The organism is Buttiauxella cochleicola (assembly GCF_021282405.1).
GTDB classification, from domain to species: domain Bacteria; phylum Pseudomonadota; class Gammaproteobacteria; order Enterobacterales; family Enterobacteriaceae; genus Buttiauxella; species Buttiauxella massiliensis.
The window spans coordinates 357,464-378,914 of record NZ_JAJSOU010000001.1; the positions used below are offsets into that span (position 1 = coordinate 357,464).

The following is a 21,451-nucleotide window of genomic DNA, read 5'->3' on the forward strand; positions in this document are numbered from 1 at the left end:
GAGCCTGCAAATTTGATTCCGCGAGCCTTCATAAACAGGCTGGCACTCATCGGGAGAGACCATGAAATTCACGCTTATCAGTGCAATGCTACTCACGGCAATGGCCGGAGTGACCTCAGTCAATGCGGCTGATTACAAAAAAAATCCATTCACACTGGCCTATGACGGTGCCATCACCGAGAACGTCAAAGGCAAGGTCAACATTCATCCGGTGAAATACGATCTGCATGGCATCCAGATCGCCGCGAATGTCTATACCCCTGCTAACTATGATCCCGCTAAAAAATACCCTGCCGTGGTGGTCGCACATCCTAATGGTGGCGTAAAAGAGCAGGTCGCCGGGTTGTATGCCCAGCGTCTCGCCGAACATGGTTACATCACGATTACCGCCGATGCAGCTTATCAAGGTGCTAGCGGTGGCATACCTCGCAGCGTGGATAAACCGGCTAACCGTATTGAGGATGTTCACGGCATGGCTGACTACATCAGCCAGTATCCGGGGGTTGATACTGCACGCCTCGGTCTGCTGGGCATTTGCGGTGGTGGCGGTTATTCACTCGTTGCGGCCGAAACTGACAAGCGGTTCAAATCGATAGCAACCATCAGCATGTTTAATTCAGGCCTTGTGCGCCGCAATGGTATGCAGGATTCACAGCTGGATACTATCCAGCAGCGTCTTCAGCAGGCTTCTGACGCACGTGCTCAGGAAGCCGCCGGAGGAGAAGTGCTTTACTCCGGCGATGCCAACCTGACTGATGAGCAGATTGCTAAATTACCTTTTGCCTTGTATCGCCAGGGTTACGAGTACTACTGGAAAACCCACGCGCACCCGAACTCTACGTTTAAATACACCACCAGCAGTCTGCTGGATTTGATGAGCTTTGACGTAACGGACCATATCAATCTCATCAATAAACCGCTGCTGATGATTGCCGGTACAAAAGCCGATACGCTCTATATGACTGAAGATGCGTTCGCGAAAGCCACCGGTACGAAGGACAAAGAACTCTTCCTGATCGATGGCGCTACCCATATCGAGACGTATTGGGTGCCAAAATACGTTGACCAGGCTTTGCAAAAGTTAGACGTCTTCTTCGATAAGAATATTTAATCCGCATCTGTCGATACCCCGGTGGGTATCGACTTATCCAGAATTTATCGTTCAGATTAACGGAGTCGGGATGAAAGATAATTACGCCTGGTTAATAGCCACTATGAATGAAATTCATAAAATCATTCGGGCAGGGGATAGTTGTTTTTTACCTGAACAGTCAATGCCATCAAGGCGCTGGCTGCCGTAAACACCGCAATTATCCAGCCCATCGTCCAACCATAGTGCTGCGAAGTACGTGATATATACAAACGGAGAGCCCGTGATAAAGGCGTAGGCTGCAACGTAATAGAACGTCAGGCATAGCGTATAACATTTGCACGATATCTGTTGATAATGCGCAGCCCACCGAGCCGATGATGAATAGGCCTAAACCGATAAACAGTGGCAGACGACGCCCGTAACGATTGCTAATCGGTCCCCAAATCAGTTGCGCAATGCAAAAGCCGATAAGGAACCCTGTGATCGTCAGTTCAGCATCACCCTGTAAATCTTTCGCCATGACGGGCATAGCCGGAAGATAGATGTCGGTTTGAAGTGGTCACCAAAAAGGAGCCATTCTGTATTGCCTATGACTTATATATTGATGAGAAAGATCCGGGGCATTTCATTTTTATAGAGGAGTGGCCTGACCGCTCGGCTCTGGATGCACACTGCGCCAGCGAACATTTCAAACGTCTTGTGCCCAGGATTAATCAATACACTCGAAAAGAAGCGACTTATATCCTGATGAACTCGGTTGGTATCCTCAACTGAAAGCCTGCAAGCTTTCTGTTCGCCGCCCCGATAACTGTGCGTTATTTATTCATGGGCGTGCTAGGATGAACTCCCTTCATTGAAAGGCAAATCACTTTATAGCTCCAGGCTTACTCGCAATGCTTTTCACAGGCATATGAAAACTCACGCAAGAAAAACGAACAAAATTTAACCTATACTTTATAGAAGACTCTTGCAGCTGTTAAATCCCTGATGCCTGACACCCCATCCTGAGAGAACGTTTCTGATCTGATTGAACAACTGCTCCTGTGCGTTCACATCGCCTGATGAGCAAATTCATGAAATTAAACTTTAAACAGTGGTTTACCGCGAGTAAGTCACTGGAATTGCATCCAAAAACCTCTGATTGGTTGGGCACTGAGCCTGCGAATGAAAGTCCTATCAAAGCTGAGCTATTTTCTGCGGCCCAAATGGAACGCTATGGCCAGAAGCTGGCGCGTTCCCATAAATTATCGACCACCAAGTTGCCTTACTACTTACTCAAGCGCCTGGAAGATAATGAAGCCATCATTACCCGTAATTGCTACCTACTCAACGCGGGTGAAAAGTCAGGAATTACGCCCGCTGGCGAATGGCTGCTGGATAATTACTATCTTATCGAAGAACAAATCCGCGTGGTTCGCCATCACCTACCCAAGAATTTTGGCAAGGGGTTGCCGCCGTTAGCCGCGCCACATAATTGCCCGCGTATTTATGACATTGCCTCTGAAGCCATTGCCCACGCTGATGGCCGTTGGGATGCTGCCAGTCTGACAAGCTACATTGCAGCATATCAACAGGTCACTCCTCTAACACTCGGAGAGCTTTGGGCGCTACCGGGAATGTTGCGCCTGGCGCTTATCGAGAATTTACGCCGGGTCAGTATCGAAGTCGCTGACGCGCAGGAAGAACGAAACCTCGCCGATGTCTGGGTAACGCGTATTTTTGAATGTGCCGAGAACACGCCAGCAGATTTGATTATGGTGATTGCGGATATGGCTCGTTCACGCCCGCCATTGAGCAGTGCTTTTGTGGCTGAGCTCGTTCGCCGCTTGCAGGGGCGGGGGAATATGCTTTCTTTGCCGCTGACCTGGGTTGAACAGCGCCTTGCTGAAACAGGCGTCACCACCGATTACCTGATTCACCGCTTCAACCAGCAACTTGCTGCCAGCCAGCTATCGGTTAGTAACAGCATTGCCGGTTTGCGTCTGCTAAGCGAAACCAACTGGGCAGACTTTGCCGAAGCCATGAGTCTGGTCGAACAGACATTGCGCCAGGATCCCGGCGGTATCTACCCGGCTATGCATTTTGATACTCGCGACCACTATCGGCACATTATCGAGATCCTTGCCCGGCACAGCCACCACAGTGAACCGGAAGTCGCGCGTCACATTCTTGAGATGGCACAGTCAGATGGTAACCATGTTGGTTATTATCTTATTGGGGAAGGGCGCTCGAAACTGGAACATCAGCTTGGGGCCAATACGTCTTGGGTCGTCCGACTACGCCACAGCTTTAATCAAATTCCGCTGCTTTCCTGGCTCGGTAGCCTGAGCCTGTTGACCACCGCATTTACCGCCGATGTTTTATCGCATACACACGAACAAGGTATGAACTGGCCGCTTGCGCTTCTTGCCCTGCCGCTGGTCGTGCTGGTTAGCCAGTTAGCGATCAATTTACTCAGTGAGGCGACGACTCGCTTTCGTTCGCCGCTCCCGTTGCCACGTATGGATTTCTCGACTGGTATTCCGGCCGAGTTTTGCACCATGGTAGTGATCCCTTGTTTGCTAACAAGCCGCTCGGGGATAGACAAACTGCTTAACAGTCTGGAAGTGTGTTACCTCGGTAACAATACGGCCAATCTGTATTTTGCATTGCTGACGGATTTTGCGGATTCCCCCGATGAAAACTCGCCGGAAAACGCCGAGCTTCTGCACTGGGCTGAAGCGCAAATGCAGAATCTTAACCGCCGCTATGCCTCCGTTCCCCAGCCGCTTTTCTTTTTGCTTCACCGCACGGCGCAGTGGAATGAACAACAAAACGTCTGGATGGGTTATGAGCGTAAACGCGGCAAACTGTCGATGCTCAATAGTTGGTTACGCAAACCCGCAGAACAGTTTTCTGAAGTCCACAGCAATGTAATTAGCCCGCCTGCGGGGGTGAAATATGTCATCACTCTGGATAGCGATACCGTCCTGCCACGCGATACCGCCCATAAGCTGGTCGCAACTATGGCGCACCCGCTTAATCATCCGGTCTACGATCCGGTAAAACAGCGCGTCGTCAAAGGGTACGGTATTTTGCAGCCAGGGCTTGCTGAAGAGATCCCGCGTAACGGGCAGGGGCGCTATGCGGCTATGTGCAGTAACGTGCCGGGTAACGATCCATATTCGATGATGTCATCGGATATTTATCAGGACCTGTTTGGTGAAGGCTCGTTTGTTGGCAAGGGTATTTACGATGTAGATACTTTTACGCAAGCCACGCGCAATACTTGCCCGGAAAACCTGGTGCTGAGCCACGATTTATTGGAAGGGTGCTATGCCCGTTCCGGCTTGCTCAGTGAAGTGCTGCTTTATGAGCAGTATCCCAATAATTACCTTACCGATGTGGCAAGGCGTACCCGCTGGATACGCGGCGACTGGCAACTGCTGAACTGGCTTAAACTCAACCCGAGAAAAGCGGATGGCACGCGCGGCAAAAACCCGCTAACTACGCTTTCTCGCTGGAAACTGCTGGATAACTTGCGTCGTAGCCTGGTCGCACCGTCATTTCTTGTGTTGGTGTTTTGTACCCTTTTGCTGGTCCCGAATCCATTTTACTGGATATGCGTTTTGGCTGCGGTGCTGTTACTTCCCACTGTGCTGGTTATCGCCCAGGATATTCTCAATAAACCCCCACGGCGGCCATTCTTGCAACATCTGATTCTGGTGTCATCGGGTGGGCTTAAACGCCTGATGCGCATTGGCCTCGGGTTTATCACGTTGCCTCATGAGGCCGGTTATTCGCTGCATTCCATTGCGGTGACTTTATGGCGCCTCGGTATCAGCCATCACAATCTCAACCAGTGGGCCAGTTTCGACCAGAGCACTGAGAGCGCGAAAGCCTCGCCGGTGCGTTTTTATCGCGCAATGTGGCTCAATGTTGTTGCCGGTTTGGCATTGATTCTGCTTGCGGCATTCCTGGCCCCGATGATGCTATTTGTTGCGCTCCCCGTCGGTGTGCTGTGGTGTCTGGCCCCATTATTATTAAGCTGGCTGAGCCGTGAACCTGCCCGCGCGTCCATCACATTTAATGCTGAAAACAAAAGCCTGCTGCGCCAAAGTAGTCGCGAGATATGGGCCTTTTTTGAAACGTTTGCCACTGAGAAAGAAAACTGGCTCCCGCCGGATAATTACCAGGAAATTCCCCAGCCGGTGATTGCGCATCGCACATCGCCAACCAACATTGGTTTGTCACTGATGGCCAACCTGACGGCGTGGGATTTTGGCTATATTCCGCAGGGTGAAATGCTGCAACGCATCACGTTGACGCTCGACACGCTGGATAAAATGGAGCATTACCGCGGCCATTTATACAACTGGTACGACACGCGCACCCTGGTGCCGCTGAACCCGCGCTATATCTCCAGTGTCGACAGCGGCAATATGGCAGGGCATTTGCTCACCCTCAGCGCAGGGCTAACGGGGCTGCGTAACCGGCCAATACTGAACACTAAGCAATTGCTAACGGGCCTCGATGACACATTACAAATTCTCGAGAAAGCCTGGGGGCAGCATGCACCGACATCGCTGCGTCAGCTTCGCAATCACTGCAAAACCGCTGCAACACTCCATCCGGCGTTACTCTTTCCTGAATTGAAAAATATGCGAGCGCAAAGCAATCGCCTTCACGCACTTTGCAATCATGAAGAGGGACGCATCCGCCGCTGGGTGGATCATCTCCAGCGTCAGTTAGTGCTTATCTGCCATGAATGGACTCATTTTCTCAGTTGGCTCCCCGCAAACTGGCAGGGTGAATCGTTGCCAACACTTTCCTGGCTGGCACAGGCCAAACATACAGGCGAGGGCAGTCCTTCAGAATCGGTGATCCGCCAGGCACGTACACGCCTGGATATTATTACGGAGCTGGAACAACGCCTGACTGAGCACGCGCGAATGGACTTTGCCTTTCTGTATAACGAGGTCACCAGCCTGCTCAGCGTGGGTTATAACTGCGACAATAATAAGCTCGATAACAGCCATTACGATTTGTTGCCTTCGGAAATTCGTCTTACCAGTTTCCTGGCAATTGCCACTAACCAGTTGCCGCTGAAAAGCTGGTTTGCGTTAGGACGGCTGTTTACCACCATTGATAACGAAACGGCGCTGATGTCGTGGAGTGGTTCAATGTTCGAATATTTAATGCCGAACCTGGTGATGCCGACTTATCCGGGAAGTTTACTGGAAGAGATGAGCCAGTCGGCAGTCAAACGCCAGATTGACTGGGGTAAAGAGCGGGGCGTGCCGTGGGGGATTTCAGAGTCGGGCTATTACTCCTTTGATGCGCTGCAAAATTACCAGTACCACGCTTTTGGTGTGCCGGGCCTTGGTTTGCGACGGGGACTTGCAGATGACATGGTCATCGCACCGTATGCCACCATGATGGCGCTGACGGTTTCGCCACATAAAGCCTGTGAAAACCTGCTGAAGCTCGAGAAAAATGGTGCTCGTGGGGAGTATGGTTTCTACGAAGCGCTGGACTACACGCCTTCGCGCCTTGCCAGTGGCCAGATGTACGCCGTGGTTCGTTCATGGATGGCGCACCACCAGGGCATGGCGTTCCAGGCACTTTCCCACGTGTTGTTGGGTGCTCCGATGGTCGACCGATTTATGACCAGCCCATCATTCCAGTCGGCTCGTTTGTTACTACAAGAACGGGTTCCTGATGCGGTTGAGTTGTACAGCCCGCGTCGCCATTTCGAATCTCACGAAGGGGTTTTGCAACCGGTTCAGTACGAAACGCGCGAGTTTACCGACGTAGACAGCCTGATCCCTGAAGTTCAATTGCTGTCGAACGCTGATTACCACCTGATGGTTAGCCAGTCTGGTGGCGGATACAGTCGCTGGAAAGACCTGGCGTTAACCCGCTGGCGCAGCGATGCAACCTGCGATAACTGGGGTGCGTTTTGTTATATCAGTGACCCTGTCACCAATGAAGTGTGGAGCAATACATGGCAGCCGCTTGGTGAGCCGGTCAGCCAGTACGATGTGATATTTACCGATGCGGGGGCCGAGTATAAATTGCTGGCGGGAACGGTCAGCGTTAAAACGCAGATTGTTGTCTCACCTGAAGATGATATTGAGCTGCGCCGCGTCACGCTGCTGCATCGTGGGCGGCAACCGCGCACCATTGAGCTGACGACTTATGCAGAAGTGGTGCTGGCGCCGAAAGAAAGTGATCTGGCACATCCGGCATTCAGTAACTTGTTTATTCAGACCGAGCTGCTTCCCGAACAGCACGCCATTCTCTGCCACCGCAGGCCTCGCGCTCCTGATGAAGCTTGCCCGTGGATGTTTCATACCATGGTGGTACATGGTCAGGCTCCGAACGACACCTCATTTGAAACTGACCGTGCAAAATTCCTTGGGCGAGGAAGAACCCCTGCCAATGCGCTGGCAACCCAACAAAGCGGCGTGCTGAGCAACAGCGTTGGGCCGGTGTTGGATCCGATTCTTGCCATTCGTCAGACCATCGTTTTACAACCCGGATTGCCGGTTACCGTCGATATTATTTATGGCGTGACGGAAAGCCGCCAGCACAGCCAGGCGCTGATTGAGAAATATCACGACCACCCGATAGCCGATCGTGTATTTGAGCTGGCGTGGTCACATAGCCAGATAGTATTGCGCCAGATTAATGCCAACGAAGACGATGCAACGCTCTTTAACCGACTTGCCAGCGCGGTGCTGTTCCCTGGCCCTGAACTGCGAGCGGATGCCAAAACACTGTGCCGTAACCGTCGCGGGCAGTCAGGCCTGTGGGGCTGGTCTATTTCAGGCGACCTGCCGATTGTGATTCTTAACATCACCAGTGATGAAAGTATTTTGCTCATCACCACGATGATTCAGGCACACCATTACTGGCGTTTGAAAGGACTGGCCGTGGACCTGGTTATCCTTAACGATAACCCTGGGGGTTATCAGCAAGAGCTACAAAACCAGATAATAGAGTTGATTATGGCCGGGTCTGAAGCCAGCCAGATAGATAAATCCGGCGGTATTTTTGTGCGCAACGGCGAACATATGTCGGCGGAGGATCGGCTTTTACTACTGAGTGTGGCGCAAATTGTGCTCGATGACCGGGCTGGCGGCCTGAAAGAACAGCTGAACCAGCGCCTCCAGGCGACCATTCCTGCACAACCGGCCTTTACACCTCGCCTTGGGATCCCCACTAATCAACACGATCCGTGGCAGCCAGATACCCGTGCGCTGGTGTTTTTCAACGGACGCGGCGGCTTTTCGGAAGATGGCCGCGAATACCAGATTACGCTGGATGAAAATGACCAGACACCTGCGCCATGGTCCAACGTGCTGGCGAACGCCAGTTTTGGCACTGTCATTTCAGAAGCGGGCCAGGCCTATTCCTGGTATGAAAATGCACACGAATATCGGCTTACACCATGGGAAAACGACCCCATTAGCGATCGTTCTGGCGAAGCGTACTATTTGCGTGACGAAGAAAGCGGTGCAGTCTGGTCACCGACCACCTTGCCGGTGCGCGGCAACGGGCACTATCTTTCCCGTCACGGCTTTGGCTACAGCGTTTTCGCCCATCGTGAAACCGGTATCGATACGGAGTTAACAATACTGGTGGCAGAACATGCACCGGTAAAAATCGCCATTCTGACGCTCAGTAATACTTCAGGGCGCACCCGCAAAATCTCCGTGACCGGTTATGTGGAGTGGACGCTGGGTGAATCGCGCAGCAAATCGGGCATGCATATTGTGACTCGCGCGTCGACAACCGGGCGTGGCTGCGGCGTGTTGGCAAATAACTTCTACAACAGCAACGGCTCGGAGAGAACGGCATTCTTCGCGGTGACGGGTGTGCATTGTTCAGTGACGGGCGACCGTCGGGAATTCCTTGGGCGCAATGGTTCGCAGCGCGATCCGGCGGCCATGAAGCTACGCACATTGTCTGATAAAACGGGCGCGGGGCTGGACCCATGCGGCGCAGTTCAGTCAGCAACCACGATGATTGATGGTGACCAACGGACATTTATTTTTGTGCTGGGTATCGGGCAGAACGCGCAGGACGCAGAAGTGATGATTAATCAGTATCTGAGCGAAGACGCCGCGCGTAGTGAACTGGCGAATGTTCACAGCCACTGGCATCACATGCTCGACAAAATCGTCGTTTCTACCCCGGACCCTGCGGTTAACTTACTGGCCAATGGCTGGTTGCTTTACCAGACCATCGCTTGCCGCCTGATGGCTCGCAGCGGTTACTATCAGTCCGGCGGCGCGTTTGGTTTCCGCGATCAGCTACAGGACACGCTGGCTTTGAGCCATGCAGCACCGGAACGGCTGCGCGAGCAAATTCTGCTGTGTGCATCACGTCAGTTTGTTGAAGGAGATGTTCAACACTGGTGGCATCCACCATTAGGGAATGGGGTTCGCACCCGTTGTTCAGACGATTACCTCTGGTTGCCGTTATCTATTTGCCACTACGTTAAAACCACCGGCGATATCGGTTTGCTCGAACATCGCTTGCCGTACCTTGAGGGGCGTGAGTTACAACCGGGCGAGGAGTCGGCTTATGAACAACCGGTTATCAGCGCGCTTGAAGAGACGCTATGGCAACACGGGGTAAAAGCCATTTGTCACGGCTTGCGATTTGGTCAACATGGTTTGCCGTTGATGGGGGCGGGCGACTGGAACGACGGCATGAACCTCGTCGGGTTAGAAGGCAAGGGTGAGAGCGTCTGGCTTGGGTTCTTCCTCTATGATGTTTTGCAGCAATTTGCGCAGCTTGCCGAACAAATCAACGATGACGAAATCACCGCAATGTGCCGTAAAGAAGCTGAAAAACTGCAAATCAATCTTGAGGCGGCGGCCTGGGATGGGGCCTGGTATCGCCGGGGCTATTTTGATAGTGGAGAAGCTTTAGGCTCGCAAAGCGCAAAAGAGTGCCAGATAGATGCTATCGCCCAAAGTTGGGCGGTGTTATCCGGTGCGGGAAGCACGGAGAGGTGCGCGCAAGCGATGCAGGCGCTGGACTCACGCCTGGTGGATAACGAGGCGGGGCTAATAAAACTGCTTACTCCGCCATTTAACGGAAACGGGCCAAACCCTGGCTACATTCAGGGTTACCTGCCTGGCGTGCGTGAAAACGGTGGGCAATATACTCACGGAGCGATATGGGCGGTGATGGCGTTTGCCCGTAGCGGCAATATCGAACGGGCCTGGCAGCTATGGTCGTTGATTAACCCGATCAATCACGGACTCACTGCGGATGCCATTGAACGTTATAAAGTCGAACCCTATGTGATGACGGCAGATATTTATAGCGTTGCGCCGCACACCGGGCGTGGTGGCTGGAGCTGGTATACCGGTTCGGCCGGTTGGGCATATCGGTTAATCATCGAAACCTTGCTGGGTATTCAACGCCAGGGTGACTCAATCACCGTTCATCCATTACTGCCACGCGACTGGCCTTATGTAAGCATGGTTTATCGACATGGTTCGAGTGATTATCAGATAAATGCGCAGCGCGGCGAGGGCGAATATCAGGTCATGCTGGATGGAGTATCGCAGTCAGGAAATACTATTCCGCTGATTGATGATGGGCAACGGCACGTTGTAGAGATTAACTTAGGGACAGAAATCTAATCCAAAAAATGGTGAAGCCAAACCAGAGGTTTTCCGCTATTCACCATATAGCTGAATGCTGAGTACATTTGTAATGGCGCTTCCATTCCAGTGATACTCTAAATGTTGCGCCTGATGAACATGAGTAATCAGGCAAGGCCGATAGAGTACATAGCAAAAATGCTCTGTATGGCGAACGGAGCGATAATGGATACCGTCCGCGTTTTGGGACTTCTGAGTCTGAGCAAAGGCTTTTGCCTGGCTGTAGTCCGTGGCGTGATAGATAGGTGAGGAGAGGAACGGTTCATCTGTAATATCAGACAAGGTTGCGTCGAATGTAGTTAACAGTACGCGCATCTGCACTTTCTGTGCAGGTTCGCAGGTATAACCTAATACACGCTCCTGGTGGTACACCGTTTCTTTGATAGCGGTATCTAACTTAGGAGCACAATAATAGCCGCCAAAATCATCAGTGGTGAATCGTGCTCCCTCCGGATTTAAATGGGTGAATGCCGCCATTACATAACTGCTTCCATGAATACCCACCAGCCAATCGTGTTTTGGCACCAATGACAACTCTCCGGCCTCTTCTTTTAACCGGTCATTGGTCATTGCCTCTATAGCCCAAACAGCCTCAAGCTCGTCGGTGCTAGCCACGTCTTCATACAAATCAATTGTTGGATAGCGACTTGGGATTATCCGATAGGCTTTCTCCCCTTCGAACTTGGTAAGTGGCGGCTTTTGCATTAAGCCATTCCCCCACGCCATGCATGCAGCCGTTTGGCAACCTCATACAGGTCAGCCACGCGGCCACTTTTCATCACATCCATGGCTGTGCGTCCAGCAAAGAAAGGATGGCTATTAGGTTTGCGCACCCAACCATAAACGCTGTCGTCAGCTGTAAACAGCAATCGCAGACACTTATGAATATTGAGGATGTAGCTCATTCGTTCCTGCATGTCCAAGGTTAGACGAATGCCCCCACCGGATTCTTTGTATTTGTTCAATGTTGAACGCGATGAAATACCCAGTAATTTCAGTTGTTCATCAGAATTGCAGTGCCATTTATCCAGAATGCGAAACACCACAGGTAGCGCTTTGCTGGGGTCAATGGCGCCATTTAGATGGTCTTTCTGTGCTGTGTTAGCCATATGTCCTCCTATATAATCTGTGCCTGCCAAAAACTGAGACATGAGTTAACTTAATTACTAGCATAGAGGAATTGTTCATATATGTACAATTAAGAAGTAGCTAACCACATGTGGAAGCAAGATCTGACGCAGAAATGATCTGCCTTCAGAGTCAAACGCGGGTAGGAAATGATGCCCGGTATTATGGGATGAGGGATAATTGCCAAATAAACAGAAAGACTTATATATTGTATGGATATATTTTAAGGGAAAAGAAACTAATTAGTTACTCGCTTTATGTCGTTGTACGCAACAGGTGTGATCATATATTTAACAATTAATTAAAATCTAGACACCGTAAACTAATATCAAACATAATATTCACTCACAGTTACAATCGGCGTGATTAAATACGTTTTAATACAAATATAAAAAAACCATTTCAAAATGTGTAATCAATAAGGGGATTCCTATATACTTCGAGCCCTCTAATTTAAAACAACTCTGGGATCATGAAAAAAACACATCTTATTTCTTTAATCGCAACACCACTTGCATTAGTGCTTTGCGGGATATATTGGTTCAACAGTACTCCATCTTATGTAAAAGATGCAGAGGCGCGGGTGGGTTCTTATCTCAGTTATTCCTACGGACCGACGACATGTAAGAGTGATGCGAAAGAGTTGAATGCGTGGACGATGAAATGCCAGATAGCATCAGGTAAAAAGGATTTAAATTACACCGTTTATCCTGCTGAGAAAGCACCAGAAGGCTCATCCAGATCATTTTATATTGTTGCCGAAGACGCAGCTGCTAAACAGAGCGCAAAAGCTGAGTTAATGGTCTATCTCGACATCAACACCCACGCTAGCTAATACATTGATATTTTAATGCTTTTGGTGAAATGGCAATGTATTGGTGGTGGGGTTTTAGAATCAACGCAATATTATAAATCGAGGTGATTTAACTTAAGTCACCTCAAGTATGTCCCTTCAATTTGATCGATCAAATAATGAAAATGTGCATATTTATCAAATGTATTGATAATTAGCATCAGCCAAACTAGCACTACAACAACAAGAATTACTGTTGCTACTTTAAATCCCCATGTCATTGAAAATCATCTTCTTATTTATTTTTATACTATTGCCTGATGGTATCATTTCGGCATGTTATTATTTTGTGTTAACTATATCAAAAATGTTTAATACCGGTGCATAACACCGGCAAGAGTATTTATTTAGAGCAATATACGCGAGCATCGCGAGGGGTATAAATCCCCAGAGTGATAAAGCCCAGGAAACCGTCAGCAAATGTCTGCTGCACTTCAGTGCGAACAACTTTATCAGCGCCACCACATACAGCTGCAGCATCAACAGTTTTTGTTTGACCAATTCCGCTAACAAAGAAATGGTGTGTGGTGGTTTGCTGTGGTTTTTCAGCAATATCCTTGTTAATCGTAAATGTTTGTTGAGCACAGCCAGATAACACCATTGAAGCAACAACCGCTATCATTAACTTTTTCATATATACCTTATTTTTATTGTGGTCATCATAAACAGCTTCGCATTGTATATCTGGTTATTAAATACGACTAGCAATGCTTAAGAATTATCTCGGGTATCGTTTGATTTCTGTTTATGTTCCGAACAAACAGTGGGACCGACGTTTATCCATGGTCGCTTTATGATTGAAAACTCCAGCGCTATTTTGCCTGAAACTGCCGCGTTGCCCCCTCAAATCTGCTAAGATGCGCGCCAGACGCTGTCTGACAGCCCATTAATTGAGAGTATAACTGTGACATCTTTTTCTACCCTAAACGTTCTGCCAGCAGAACAACTCGCCAATCTCACCGAACTTGGTTACCACACCATGACGCCTGTTCAGGCGGCTGCATTACCCGCGATACTGGCTGGGAAAGATGTCCGTGCTCAGGCGAAAACCGGCAGTGGTAAAACTGCGGCCTTTGGCCTTGGTTTGTTGCAACATATTGATGCAAGCCAGTTTATTACTCAGTCGCTGGTGCTGTGCCCAACGCGTGAACTGGCCGATCAGGTGGCCAAAGAATTACGTCGCCTTGCGCGCTATATGCCAAATATCAAGGTGCTGACGCTATGTGGTGGCCAGCCATTTGGTGCCCAGCGCGATTCGTTACAACATGCGCCGCATGTCATTGTCGCAACACCAGGTCGTTTACTGGATCACTTGAAAAAAGAGACCGTTAAGTTAAACGCTTTGCAAACGCTGGTGCTGGACGAAGCTGACCGTATGCTGGATATGGGCTTTGCAGATGCAATTGATGAAGTCATCAGCCATGCACCGCAGGATCGCCAGACATTATTGTTCTCTGCGACCTGGCCTACCGCGATTGCATCAATCAGTTCCCGTGTGCAGCGCTCCCCGGAAACTATCGAAATTGATTCAGTAGACGAACTGCCGTCTGTTGAACAGCAGTTCTACGAAATCTCGCGCAGTGGCAAAATCAGCCTGCTGCAAAAACTGCTTAGCAAGCATGAGCCCGCGTCTTGCGTAGTGTTCTGTAATACCAAAAAAGATTGCCAGGCAGTTTGTGATGCGTTGAGTGAAAGCAATCAAAGCGTGCTGGCGCTGCACGGCGACATGGAACAGCGTGACCGTGATCAAACGTTGGTGCGTTTCGCCAATGGCAGCAGCCGGGTGTTAGTGGCAACCGATGTTGCGGCTCGTGGCCTGGATATCAAAGCGCTGGAAATGGTCATCAACTACGAACTATCCTGGGACCCGGAAGTTCACGTTCACCGCATCGGCCGTACCGCACGCGCGGGGGAAAGTGGTTTAGCTATCAGTCTTTGCGCGCCAGAAGAAGCACAACGCGCCAGCGTGTTGGCAGAAATGCTGAACTTGTCCCTGAGCTGGCAGCCTGCACCAACCGGTGGCAGCATCAAACCACTTGAAGCGACAATGGCGACGTTGTGTATTGATGGTGGTAAGAAAGCGAAAATGCGCCCGGGCGATATTCTTGGTGCGTTGACAGGTGACATGGGGCTGGATGGGGCGGATATCGGTAAAATCGATGTGCACCCAATGCACGTTTATGTTGCTGTTCGTGAGTCTGTTGCACGCCATGCGTGGAAACAGTTGCAACAGGGCAAGATCAAAGGCAAATCCGTCAAAGTACGTTTGCTGAAATAAGTCTTTAAAACCTCTCCCTGCGAATCAGGCAGGGAGAGGTATTTATTATTCCTTCGCGACCGCATCCAATACCCGCACCAACTGTGTGACAAAACCGTATTCGTTATCGTACCAGGCCACGGTTTTAACCAATTGCAAATCGCCAACTTCGGTCACTTCCGTCTGTGTTGCATCAAACACTGAACCAAAATTCGTGCCGACTATATCGGACGACACAATTTCCTCATCGGTATAGCCAAACGATTCATTACCCTCAGTTGCTTTTTTCAGCGCTGCGTTAATTTCCTCTACCGTCACCTTTTTCTCAAGAATAGACACCAGTTCTGTTACTGAACCAGTAAGTGTCGGTACGCGTTGCGCATGCCCTTTGAGTTTGCCTTGCAGCTCAGGTATCACCAGACCAATAGCCTTCGCCGCACCTGTAGTGTGCGGAATAATATTTTGTGCCGCAGCACGAGAGGCACGTAGATCTTTACCTCGCGGTCCATCCACCAGTGATTGTGTACCGGTATAAGCATGGATGGTGGTCATAGTGCCAACTTTAATACCAAAGTTGTCGTGTAGCGCTTTTGCCATTGGCGCCAGACAGTTAGTGGTGCAGGAGGCGACGGAGAGGATTTTATCTTCCGGCGTAATAGTGTTGCAGTTAACGTTAAAGACGATAGTTTTCATATCGCCAGCGGGAGCGGAAATCAGCACTTTCTTCGCACCTGCGTCCAGATGTGCGCTGGCTTTCTCTTCGGAAGTATAGAAACCAGTGCACTCGATAACGATCTCAACCCCCAATTTCCCCCACGGGATATTTTTCGCCTCTTTTTCGGCATACACCGCAATTTTCTTACCGTTGACGATTAACGCATCTTCAGTGTAATCAACTGTTCCGTCAAAGTTATGATAGCTGGAGTCATGCTTAAGCAAGTAGGCAAGCACTTTGGGCGAGGTAAGATCGTTGATAGCGACAATTTCAACTTCGCTTTTGGTTTCAAGAACACGGCGTAATACCAGACGACCAATGCGACCAAAGCCATTGATACCGATTTTATTCATGATATGAACCCCACTTTTAATCATCAGGAATTGCTTAATCCTTAATCAACTCTAGTGATAGTTCATAAACCGAGGTGCCGCAAACAGGGATTGTCAGGGGAAATGTTAGATAATTTCACCGGATGTTAATGATTTTCTAAGAATTAGCCGCTATCCTGGAAAAATCATTGTGACTAAGCAGGACACCTTAATGCGCAGCAAATACACCTCGTTACAGATAACACTTCATTGGCTGGTTTTTTTATTGATAGTGGGGGCATATTGCGCGATGGAACTGAAAGGTTTTGCACCGCGATCGTATCGTCCAGTCTTCAACGCAACTCATGTAACTTGTGGGATCAGCGTGTTCTTTTTGATGATTGCCCGCTTGCTGGTGCGCATTAAATATCGCGCTCCCGCGATTACACCGAAACCGCATCCTGCTATTACGGGAATGTCCCATTTGGTGCACACGATTATCTATCTGATGTTTATTGTGTTACCGATTCTCGGCTTTACAACGGTGTACTTTAAAGGCAGTGACTGGTCGGTGTTTGGCATTCCTATGCCGCATGCGATTGAACCTGATGAAGATATGGAATTTACCATCAAGAGTTACCACGAGCTTATCGCTAACATCGGCTACTTCGTGATTGGCATTCATGCATTTGCCGCATTGTTCCACCATTATGTGTGGAAAGACAATACATTGCTACGCATGCTGCCAGGGAAAAAGGGCTAAATTTAACGGAGTTGGCCCTGGAAAGGGTGTCGTCCCACTGAAAATGCGCATAGTGCACCACTGTTAATCGATCATGCCCATGAACTCGTGCTTGCAAATCCTAAAACGCGAATAAGCGATGTAGGGGCTACGTAAGCACGATATAAGTCCCGAGCGGAGGCGTCGCTGGTTTTTACAAAATAGCGGTGTAGTTAGCTATCCCAGCACTACTTCAGTTTTTGCTGGAATTGATCAACTAAAATGCAAATAAGTGCGCAGATGGATGCGAATCCACAGGCAGGTATGTACGCAATTAATACCAGTCTGTATGTTGTTTAATCACATATTCCTCAATGTGGAGCACCAAATGCCGGATTACCGCTTTTTTAAAAAAGGTAAACAAACCGTAGTATTAGAAAGGTCTGACACGGACGGAACCGCTCGGTTGACTGAACAGGGTTACGAAAAACAATTCGAAGAGGTCAGTGCCATTGATGAAAAACACGCGCTTGCACGCTTTGCTGATATCCGCAGGGAAAAGCGAATAGACCAGCATAATTTTTTAGCGGGCGCTATAGCCATGCCCTTAATAGGGATTCTGACGGCAGTTGCTATTAATCTCTTTCGCAAAAAGTAGCAGAGCATAAATCCCGTTGGTGTTATGACGCCGGAACAGCCACAACACCAACGGCTACTTTTTCTCACCTTCATTCTTCCATTTGTACCATCCCTCGGTGAAAACAATCGCTCTGCTATGATTCCATCATGATTTAAACATTCGGCTTGTTGACGTATTTTCAGACTGACATTTATCAGCGGTGCTTTAATATCTCTGACAATAGTGTACCATACCCCCCTATAGTATCAGGAGGTCAAAATGCCACATTCACCTGAAGACAAAAAACGCATTCTGACTCGCGTGCGACGCATACGTGGCCAGACTGAAGCAATTGAGCGCGCCCTGGAAAATGGCGATCCTTGCATCGCAATCTTGCAACAAATCGCAGCGGTTCGCGGAGCGGCGAACGGCCTGATGGGCGAAATGATGGAGATCCATCTAAAAGACGAGCTGGTCGCCGGGGAAACCTCTGAGGATCAGCGTGCTGTGCGTATGGCAGAAGTCGGTAATTTAATTCGCTCTTATCTAAAATAAAATCCATCCCACCTGACGACGGAAGAAGAACATGAAATCACGTGCAGCTGTTGCATTTGGCCCAGGCAAACCGCTTGAAATCGTAGAAATTGATGTAGCACCGCCACAAAAAGGCGAAGTGCTGGTAAAGATTACCCATACTGGCGTTTGCCATACCGATGCTTTCACCTTATCTGGTGATGATCCTGAAGGCGTGTTCCCGGCAGTGCTGGGCCATGAAGGCGGCGGTATCGTTATGGAAGTGGGCGAGGGTGTTACTAGCCTGAAGCCTGGCGATCATGTCATTCCTTTGTACACTGCAGAATGCCGCGAGTGTAAGTTCTGTAAATCAGGCAAAACTAACCTGTGCCAGGCCGTTCGTGCCACTCAGGGTAAAGGTTTGATGCCAGACGGCACCACGCGTTTTTCTTATAATGGCGAACCGATTTACCACTACATGGGCACCAGTACTTTCAGTGAGTACACTGTGGTGGCAGAAATTTCTCTGGCAAAAGTTAACCCGCAGGCACCATTGGATAAAGTGTGCTTGTTAGGTTGTGGTGTCACCACCGGTATCGGCGCGGTGCACAACACGGCGAAAGTAAAAGAGGGCGATACTGTTGCAGTATTTGGCCTGGGTGGTATTGGTCTGGCGGTGATTCAGGGCGCGGTACAGGCGAAAGCCGGGCGTATTCTGGCCATTGACACCAATCCAGAGAAATTCAAACTGGCGACCGAAATGGGTGCGACTGATTGCATCAACCCGAAAGACCACGAAAAGCCGATTCAGGACGTGATTGTCGAACTGACCGACGGCGGCGTGGATTTCAGCTTTGAATGTATTGGCAACGTCAATGTAATGCGTTCCGCGCTGGAATGCTGCCATAAAGGCTGGGGTGAAAGCGTAATCATCGGCGTTGCGGGCGCAGGTCAAGAGATCAAAACTCGTCCGTTCCAGTTGGTAACCGGCCGCGTATGGCGTGGTTCTGCATTTGGCGGAGTGAAAGGGCGCACACAGTTGCCAGGTATGGTGGAAGACGCGATGGTTGGCAAAATCAACCTTGACCCGTTCATCACGCACCGTATGCCGCTTGAACAAATCAATGAAGCCTTCGATTTAATGCACGAAGGGAAATCGATTCGTACCGTTATCCATTTCGGCGATAAGTAACCGTTAAAAACCCCTCACTGATTGCATCTAAAAGCGTATCAGTGAGGGTTCTACTCTCTCAACTGCCCACTATTTTCCCGCATCCAGTCAGCTAACGAATCAAGCGTAGGGCGTAGCGACTTCCCTAATTCCGTTATCTGATATTCCACTCTCGGTGGCACTTCAGCAAAGACTTGCCGGGTCACCAATCGTCTGGATTCAAATTGGCGTAGCTGGCGCGTCAACTCTTTTTGAGTAATGGGATGAACCGCACGCTGTAGATCGCTAAAGCGCACTGGCTCATCAATGACCATCAAGCGGTAAAGAATCGGGATCGCCCATTTCCCAGAAATCAGATTCACGAAACTGACCATCGGGCAGCTTTGACCTGCCGTGGGCAAGGCCGGAAAATTATTTATCACGTTTGCTCCTGTGAATAGTCAATACATCCCATCCAGTGCCTTAGTATCCAAATGGTGCCTACTATCCAAAAGATACTATAGCGTAAATAATGGGCTGACTAGTCAATAGTGAGGTAACGGCAATGGGAAGACTTCAAGGTAAATACGCATTAATCACCGGTGGCACCAGCGGTATTGGGTTTGAGACGGCGCGGCAGTTTCTTGCAGAAGGGGCAACGGTTGCTATCACCGGACGTAGCGAATCAGGATTATTGGCCGCGAAAGAGCAACTGGGAGATGTACATATTATTCGCAGCGATGCGGGAAATATCGGTCAACAACGTGATTTGGCTGAACAGATTGCACAATGGTGGCCGCGTCTCGATGTGTTGTACGTAAATGCCGGCGACGTATCGCATCATCCACTACAGCACTGGGACGAAAGCAGTTATGACCGGCTGATGAATACCAATCTGAAAGGGCCGTTCTTTTTGATTCAGGCGCTATTGCCACTTCTGGCTAACCCATCGTCAATAATTGTCTGTGGTTCTGTAAGTGCACATATTGGTTTGCCACAAAGCAATGCTTACGCGGCCAGCAAAGCCGCAATCCTTTCTCTGGCGCGAACCCTTTCTGGCGAGCTGCACTCGCGAGGAATTCGGGTGAATGGATTAAGCCCTGGCCCAACAGAAACCCCGGCTTTGGGTAAGCTTGGCAATGGTGCTTCGCAGGAAGTACTCCGCGAAGAGATTCGTGCGCTCGTGCCCATCGGTCGTTTGGGTACGGCTCTCGAATTGGCAAAAGCTGCCGTCTTTCTCGCATCCGATGAGTCTGCCTTTATGGTCGGCAGCGAATTATTAATAGATGGTGGGGTAGGTAATTTGTAAGAGCGATTGAAGAGCTCAGTTCGATTTACCACGTTTAAATCGAACTGAGTTATAAAGTCTTAGAGTTGATAAGTCCCGGCGCGGCGCTCTTTCACGTGGAAATGCTGCTCACGAAAATCGGCGGCGGAATCCTCGGCAGCCTGACGGATTTCGTCACTATCAGCCTGATGGCGTAGCAACATGTCAGCACTTTTGACGACCAAATAAAAATGACCACGTGTTTGCGCTGTAGTCTGCCCGGAGAACAACGCCGTGCCTATCAGCAACAAAATCATCCCTAATTTTGATCTCAATTGTTTAACCATTACCATCAACCTCATTAACGTGACGGGCACACTGTATAGATAATTCCGTCTGGTTACTATTCAACTTTTAGAAAAAATGCAAAAGAATTGTCAGCAGTGTAAAAGGTTCAATAGTTAAGATTTGGTTTACGAATGGTTAATAATTGATATGTCATGCTGGCAAGCTTTCGTGTTGGGAAAGCCCGCAAACATGGCTATAAAAAGAGGGGTTAATGCGCGACCGACTTTGAAAATAAGTTAATGACTAACACGCCAATAATAATCAATGCCATACCCGCGATCGCCGGCCAATCAAGTTTCTGTCCCAAAAAAATCCAGCCCACCGCGCCGATTAATACAATTCCAGCACCTGACCAAATTGCATAAATAATCCCGGTAGGGATGGTGCGCATGGTTACCGATAGGCAATAAAACGCCACGCCGTAGAACACAATTGTGACCACGCTTGGCCATAAACGGCTAAAGCCTTCGGAGAGTTTTAGTGAAGTGGTCGCAATCACTTCGGCAATAATTGCCACAATCAGCCAGATATAAGTCATGTTCGTTTCTCCCTCACTATTCAGGCCGTCAATGTAAAGATCAAAGCCATTTGTGGCAAGAAATGCCCTCGTTGTCACAGAAAATTCTCATTTTGTTTCCTCGCTGTATATCCTGTAACAGTTGTAAATGTCAGCTGAAAACACTGGTTTTAATGTTGATGATACAATTTCATGGATTGTAAAAAACCTTAATTCTAGAGTTATATCCTTCCTGGATTTATCTTATTACATTATGATACCGGTAACATTTGAGGCCTTACTGTAGATGCA

16 protein-coding genes and 3 pseudogenes are annotated in these 21,451 nt (G+C 49.3%); 11 read left to right on the forward strand and 8 right to left on the reverse strand.

The window, feature by feature from the left end; genetic code table 11:
* Positions 1-85: 85 nt before the first annotated feature.
* A complete protein-coding gene (locus tag LVQ79_RS01660; RefSeq protein ID WP_370639822.1) occupies positions 86-1,111 on the forward strand; it encodes an alpha/beta hydrolase in 1,026 nt (341 codons plus the stop codon).
* 199 nt (positions 1,112-1,310) lie between these two features.
* Here the strand turns inward: LVQ79_RS01660 and LVQ79_RS01665 are convergent.
* Positions 1,311-1,649, reverse strand: a pseudogene (locus LVQ79_RS01665) (MFS transporter); the annotation flags it as partial.
* 5 nt (positions 1,650-1,654) lie between these two features.
* On the opposite strand from LVQ79_RS01665, the pseudogene LVQ79_RS01670 reads away from it, so the two are divergent.
* Both LVQ79_RS01670 and LVQ79_RS01675 read left to right on the forward strand, forming a co-directional pair.
* Positions 1,655-1,867, forward strand: a pseudogene (locus LVQ79_RS01670) (putative quinol monooxygenase); the annotation flags it as partial.
* Positions 1,868-2,166: 299 nt separating this feature from the next.
* Positions 2,167-10,740: a glycoside hydrolase family 94 protein gene (locus LVQ79_RS01675; protein ID WP_232863668.1), complete on the forward strand. Its 8,574-nt coding sequence runs from the start codon at positions 2,167-2,169 to the stop codon at positions 10,738-10,740.
* A 36-nt stretch (positions 10,741-10,776) separates the two neighbouring features.
* On the opposite strand, the gene LVQ79_RS01680 is transcribed toward LVQ79_RS01675, so the two are convergent.
* Together LVQ79_RS01680 and LVQ79_RS01685 are read right to left on the reverse strand one after the other, a co-directional pair.
* Complete coding sequence (locus tag LVQ79_RS01680; protein ID WP_232863669.1) at positions 10,777-11,466, reverse strand: RES family NAD+ phosphorylase; 690 nt, start codon at positions 11,464-11,466, stop codon at positions 10,777-10,779.
* Entirely contained in the window at positions 11,466-11,870 is a 405-nt protein-coding gene (locus LVQ79_RS01685; protein ID WP_232863670.1) for an MbcA/ParS/Xre antitoxin family protein, read from the reverse strand. The genes LVQ79_RS01680 and LVQ79_RS01685 overlap by 1 nt, the downstream gene beginning before the upstream one ends.
* A gap of 491 nt (positions 11,871-12,361) precedes the next feature.
* On the opposite strand from LVQ79_RS01685, the gene LVQ79_RS01690 reads away from it, so the two are divergent.
* Positions 12,362-12,724, forward strand: a complete 363-nt coding sequence (locus LVQ79_RS01690; RefSeq protein ID WP_232863671.1) for a hypothetical protein — start codon at positions 12,362-12,364, stop codon at positions 12,722-12,724.
* A gap of 361 nt (positions 12,725-13,085) precedes the next feature.
* On the opposite strand, the gene LVQ79_RS01695 is transcribed toward LVQ79_RS01690, so the two are convergent.
* Entirely contained in the window at positions 13,086-13,376 is a 291-nt protein-coding gene (locus LVQ79_RS01695) for a Bor family protein (RefSeq protein ID WP_064519157.1), read from the reverse strand.
* A 270-nt stretch (positions 13,377-13,646) separates the two neighbouring features.
* Between LVQ79_RS01695 and dbpA the strand changes: the two genes are divergently transcribed.
* Entirely contained in the window at positions 13,647-15,020 is a 1,374-nt protein-coding gene (dbpA, locus tag LVQ79_RS01700; protein WP_151993574.1) for an ATP-dependent RNA helicase DbpA, read from the forward strand.
* Between the two features lie 45 nt (positions 15,021-15,065).
* Here the strand turns inward: dbpA and gap are convergent, their stop codons facing one another.
* Positions 15,066-16,067, reverse strand: a complete 1,002-nt coding sequence (gap, locus tag LVQ79_RS01705; RefSeq protein WP_232863672.1) for a type I glyceraldehyde-3-phosphate dehydrogenase — start codon at positions 16,065-16,067, stop codon at positions 15,066-15,068.
* 190 nt (positions 16,068-16,257) lie between these two features.
* Here gap and cybB point away from each other — a divergent pair, with 190 nt between their 5' ends.
* From cybB to LVQ79_RS01730, 5 genes and pseudogenes are all read left to right on the forward strand, one after another.
* Positions 16,258-16,788 carry a cytochrome b561 gene (gene cybB, locus LVQ79_RS01710; protein ID WP_151993572.1) on the forward strand — a complete coding sequence of 177 codons (531 nt, stop codon included), beginning with the start codon at positions 16,258-16,260 and terminating at the stop codon, positions 16,786-16,788.
* 15 nt (positions 16,789-16,803) lie between these two features.
* Positions 16,804-16,978 (forward strand): annotated as a pseudogene (locus LVQ79_RS01715) (XRE family transcriptional regulator); the annotation flags it as partial.
* 156 nt (positions 16,979-17,134) lie between these two features.
* Entirely contained in the window at positions 17,135-17,404 is a 270-nt protein-coding gene (locus LVQ79_RS01720) for a hypothetical protein (RefSeq protein WP_232863673.1), read from the forward strand.
* A gap of 240 nt (positions 17,405-17,644) precedes the next feature.
* Positions 17,645-17,920: a metal/formaldehyde-sensitive transcriptional repressor gene (locus LVQ79_RS01725; RefSeq protein WP_064519147.1), complete on the forward strand. Its 276-nt coding sequence runs from the start codon at positions 17,645-17,647 to the stop codon at positions 17,918-17,920.
* A gap of 31 nt (positions 17,921-17,951) precedes the next feature.
* Positions 17,952-19,070 (forward strand): S-(hydroxymethyl)glutathione dehydrogenase/class III alcohol dehydrogenase, encoded by a 1,119-nt coding sequence (locus tag LVQ79_RS01730; protein ID WP_151993570.1) that lies wholly within the window; start codon positions 17,952-17,954, stop codon positions 19,068-19,070.
* A gap of 50 nt (positions 19,071-19,120) precedes the next feature.
* Here the strand turns inward: LVQ79_RS01730 and LVQ79_RS01735 are convergent, their stop codons facing one another.
* On the reverse strand, positions 19,121-19,423 hold the full coding sequence (locus tag LVQ79_RS01735) for a winged helix-turn-helix transcriptional regulator (RefSeq protein WP_151993635.1): 303 nt from the start codon (positions 19,421-19,423) through the stop codon (positions 19,121-19,123).
* Positions 19,424-19,593: 170 nt separating this feature from the next.
* On the opposite strand from LVQ79_RS01735, the gene LVQ79_RS01740 reads away from it, so the two are divergent.
* Positions 19,594-20,337 carry an SDR family oxidoreductase gene (locus LVQ79_RS01740; RefSeq protein ID WP_232863674.1) on the forward strand — a complete coding sequence of 248 codons (744 nt, stop codon included), beginning with the start codon at positions 19,594-19,596 and terminating at the stop codon, positions 20,335-20,337.
* A 59-nt stretch (positions 20,338-20,396) separates the two neighbouring features.
* Here LVQ79_RS01740 and LVQ79_RS01745 read toward each other — a convergent pair whose 3' ends face one another.
* Positions 20,397-20,630: a DUF2554 family protein gene (locus LVQ79_RS01745; RefSeq protein ID WP_502258304.1), complete on the reverse strand. Its 234-nt coding sequence runs from the start codon at positions 20,628-20,630 to the stop codon at positions 20,397-20,399.
* Between the two features lie 221 nt (positions 20,631-20,851).
* Complete coding sequence (locus LVQ79_RS01750) at positions 20,852-21,181, reverse strand: SMR family transporter (protein WP_034457061.1); 330 nt, start codon at positions 21,179-21,181, stop codon at positions 20,852-20,854.
* Positions 21,182-21,451 lie beyond the last annotated feature (270 nt).

Coding starts and splice junctions, on each gene's coding strand:
- LVQ79_RS01725 (WP_064519147.1), top strand. CDS start 17,645: ATGCCACATTCACCTGAAGACAAAAAACGCATTCTGACTCGCGTGCGA.
- LVQ79_RS01740 (WP_232863674.1), top strand. CDS start 19,594: ATGGGAAGACTTCAAGGTAAATACGCATTAATCACCGGTGGCACCAGC.
- LVQ79_RS01720 (WP_232863673.1), top strand. CDS start 17,135: ATGCCGGATTACCGCTTTTTTAAAAAAGGTAAACAAACCGTAGTATTA.
- LVQ79_RS01730 (WP_151993570.1), top strand. CDS start 17,952: ATGAAATCACGTGCAGCTGTTGCATTTGGCCCAGGCAAACCGCTTGAA.
- LVQ79_RS01680 (WP_232863669.1), bottom strand. CDS start 11,466: ATGCAAAAGCCGCCACTTACCAAGTTCGAAGGGGAGAAAGCCTATCGG.
- LVQ79_RS01660 (WP_370639822.1), top strand. CDS start 86: ATGCTACTCACGGCAATGGCCGGAGTGACCTCAGTCAATGCGGCTGAT.
- LVQ79_RS01675 (WP_232863668.1), top strand. CDS start 2,167: ATGAAATTAAACTTTAAACAGTGGTTTACCGCGAGTAAGTCACTGGAA.
- LVQ79_RS01690 (WP_232863671.1), top strand. CDS start 12,362: ATGAAAAAAACACATCTTATTTCTTTAATCGCAACACCACTTGCATTA.
- LVQ79_RS01735 (WP_151993635.1), bottom strand. CDS start 19,423: ATGGTCAGTTTCGTGAATCTGATTTCTGGGAAATGGGCGATCCCGATT.
- cybB (WP_151993572.1), top strand. CDS start 16,258: ATGCGCAGCAAATACACCTCGTTACAGATAACACTTCATTGGCTGGTT.
- LVQ79_RS01750 (WP_034457061.1), bottom strand. CDS start 21,181: ATGACTTATATCTGGCTGATTGTGGCAATTATTGCCGAAGTGATTGCG.
- LVQ79_RS01685 (WP_232863670.1), bottom strand. CDS start 11,870: ATGGCTAACACAGCACAGAAAGACCATCTAAATGGCGCCATTGACCCC.
- LVQ79_RS01695 (WP_064519157.1), bottom strand. CDS start 13,376: ATGAAAAAGTTAATGATAGCGGTTGTTGCTTCAATGGTGTTATCTGGC.
- gap (WP_232863672.1), bottom strand. CDS start 16,067: ATGAATAAAATCGGTATCAATGGCTTTGGTCGCATTGGTCGTCTGGTA.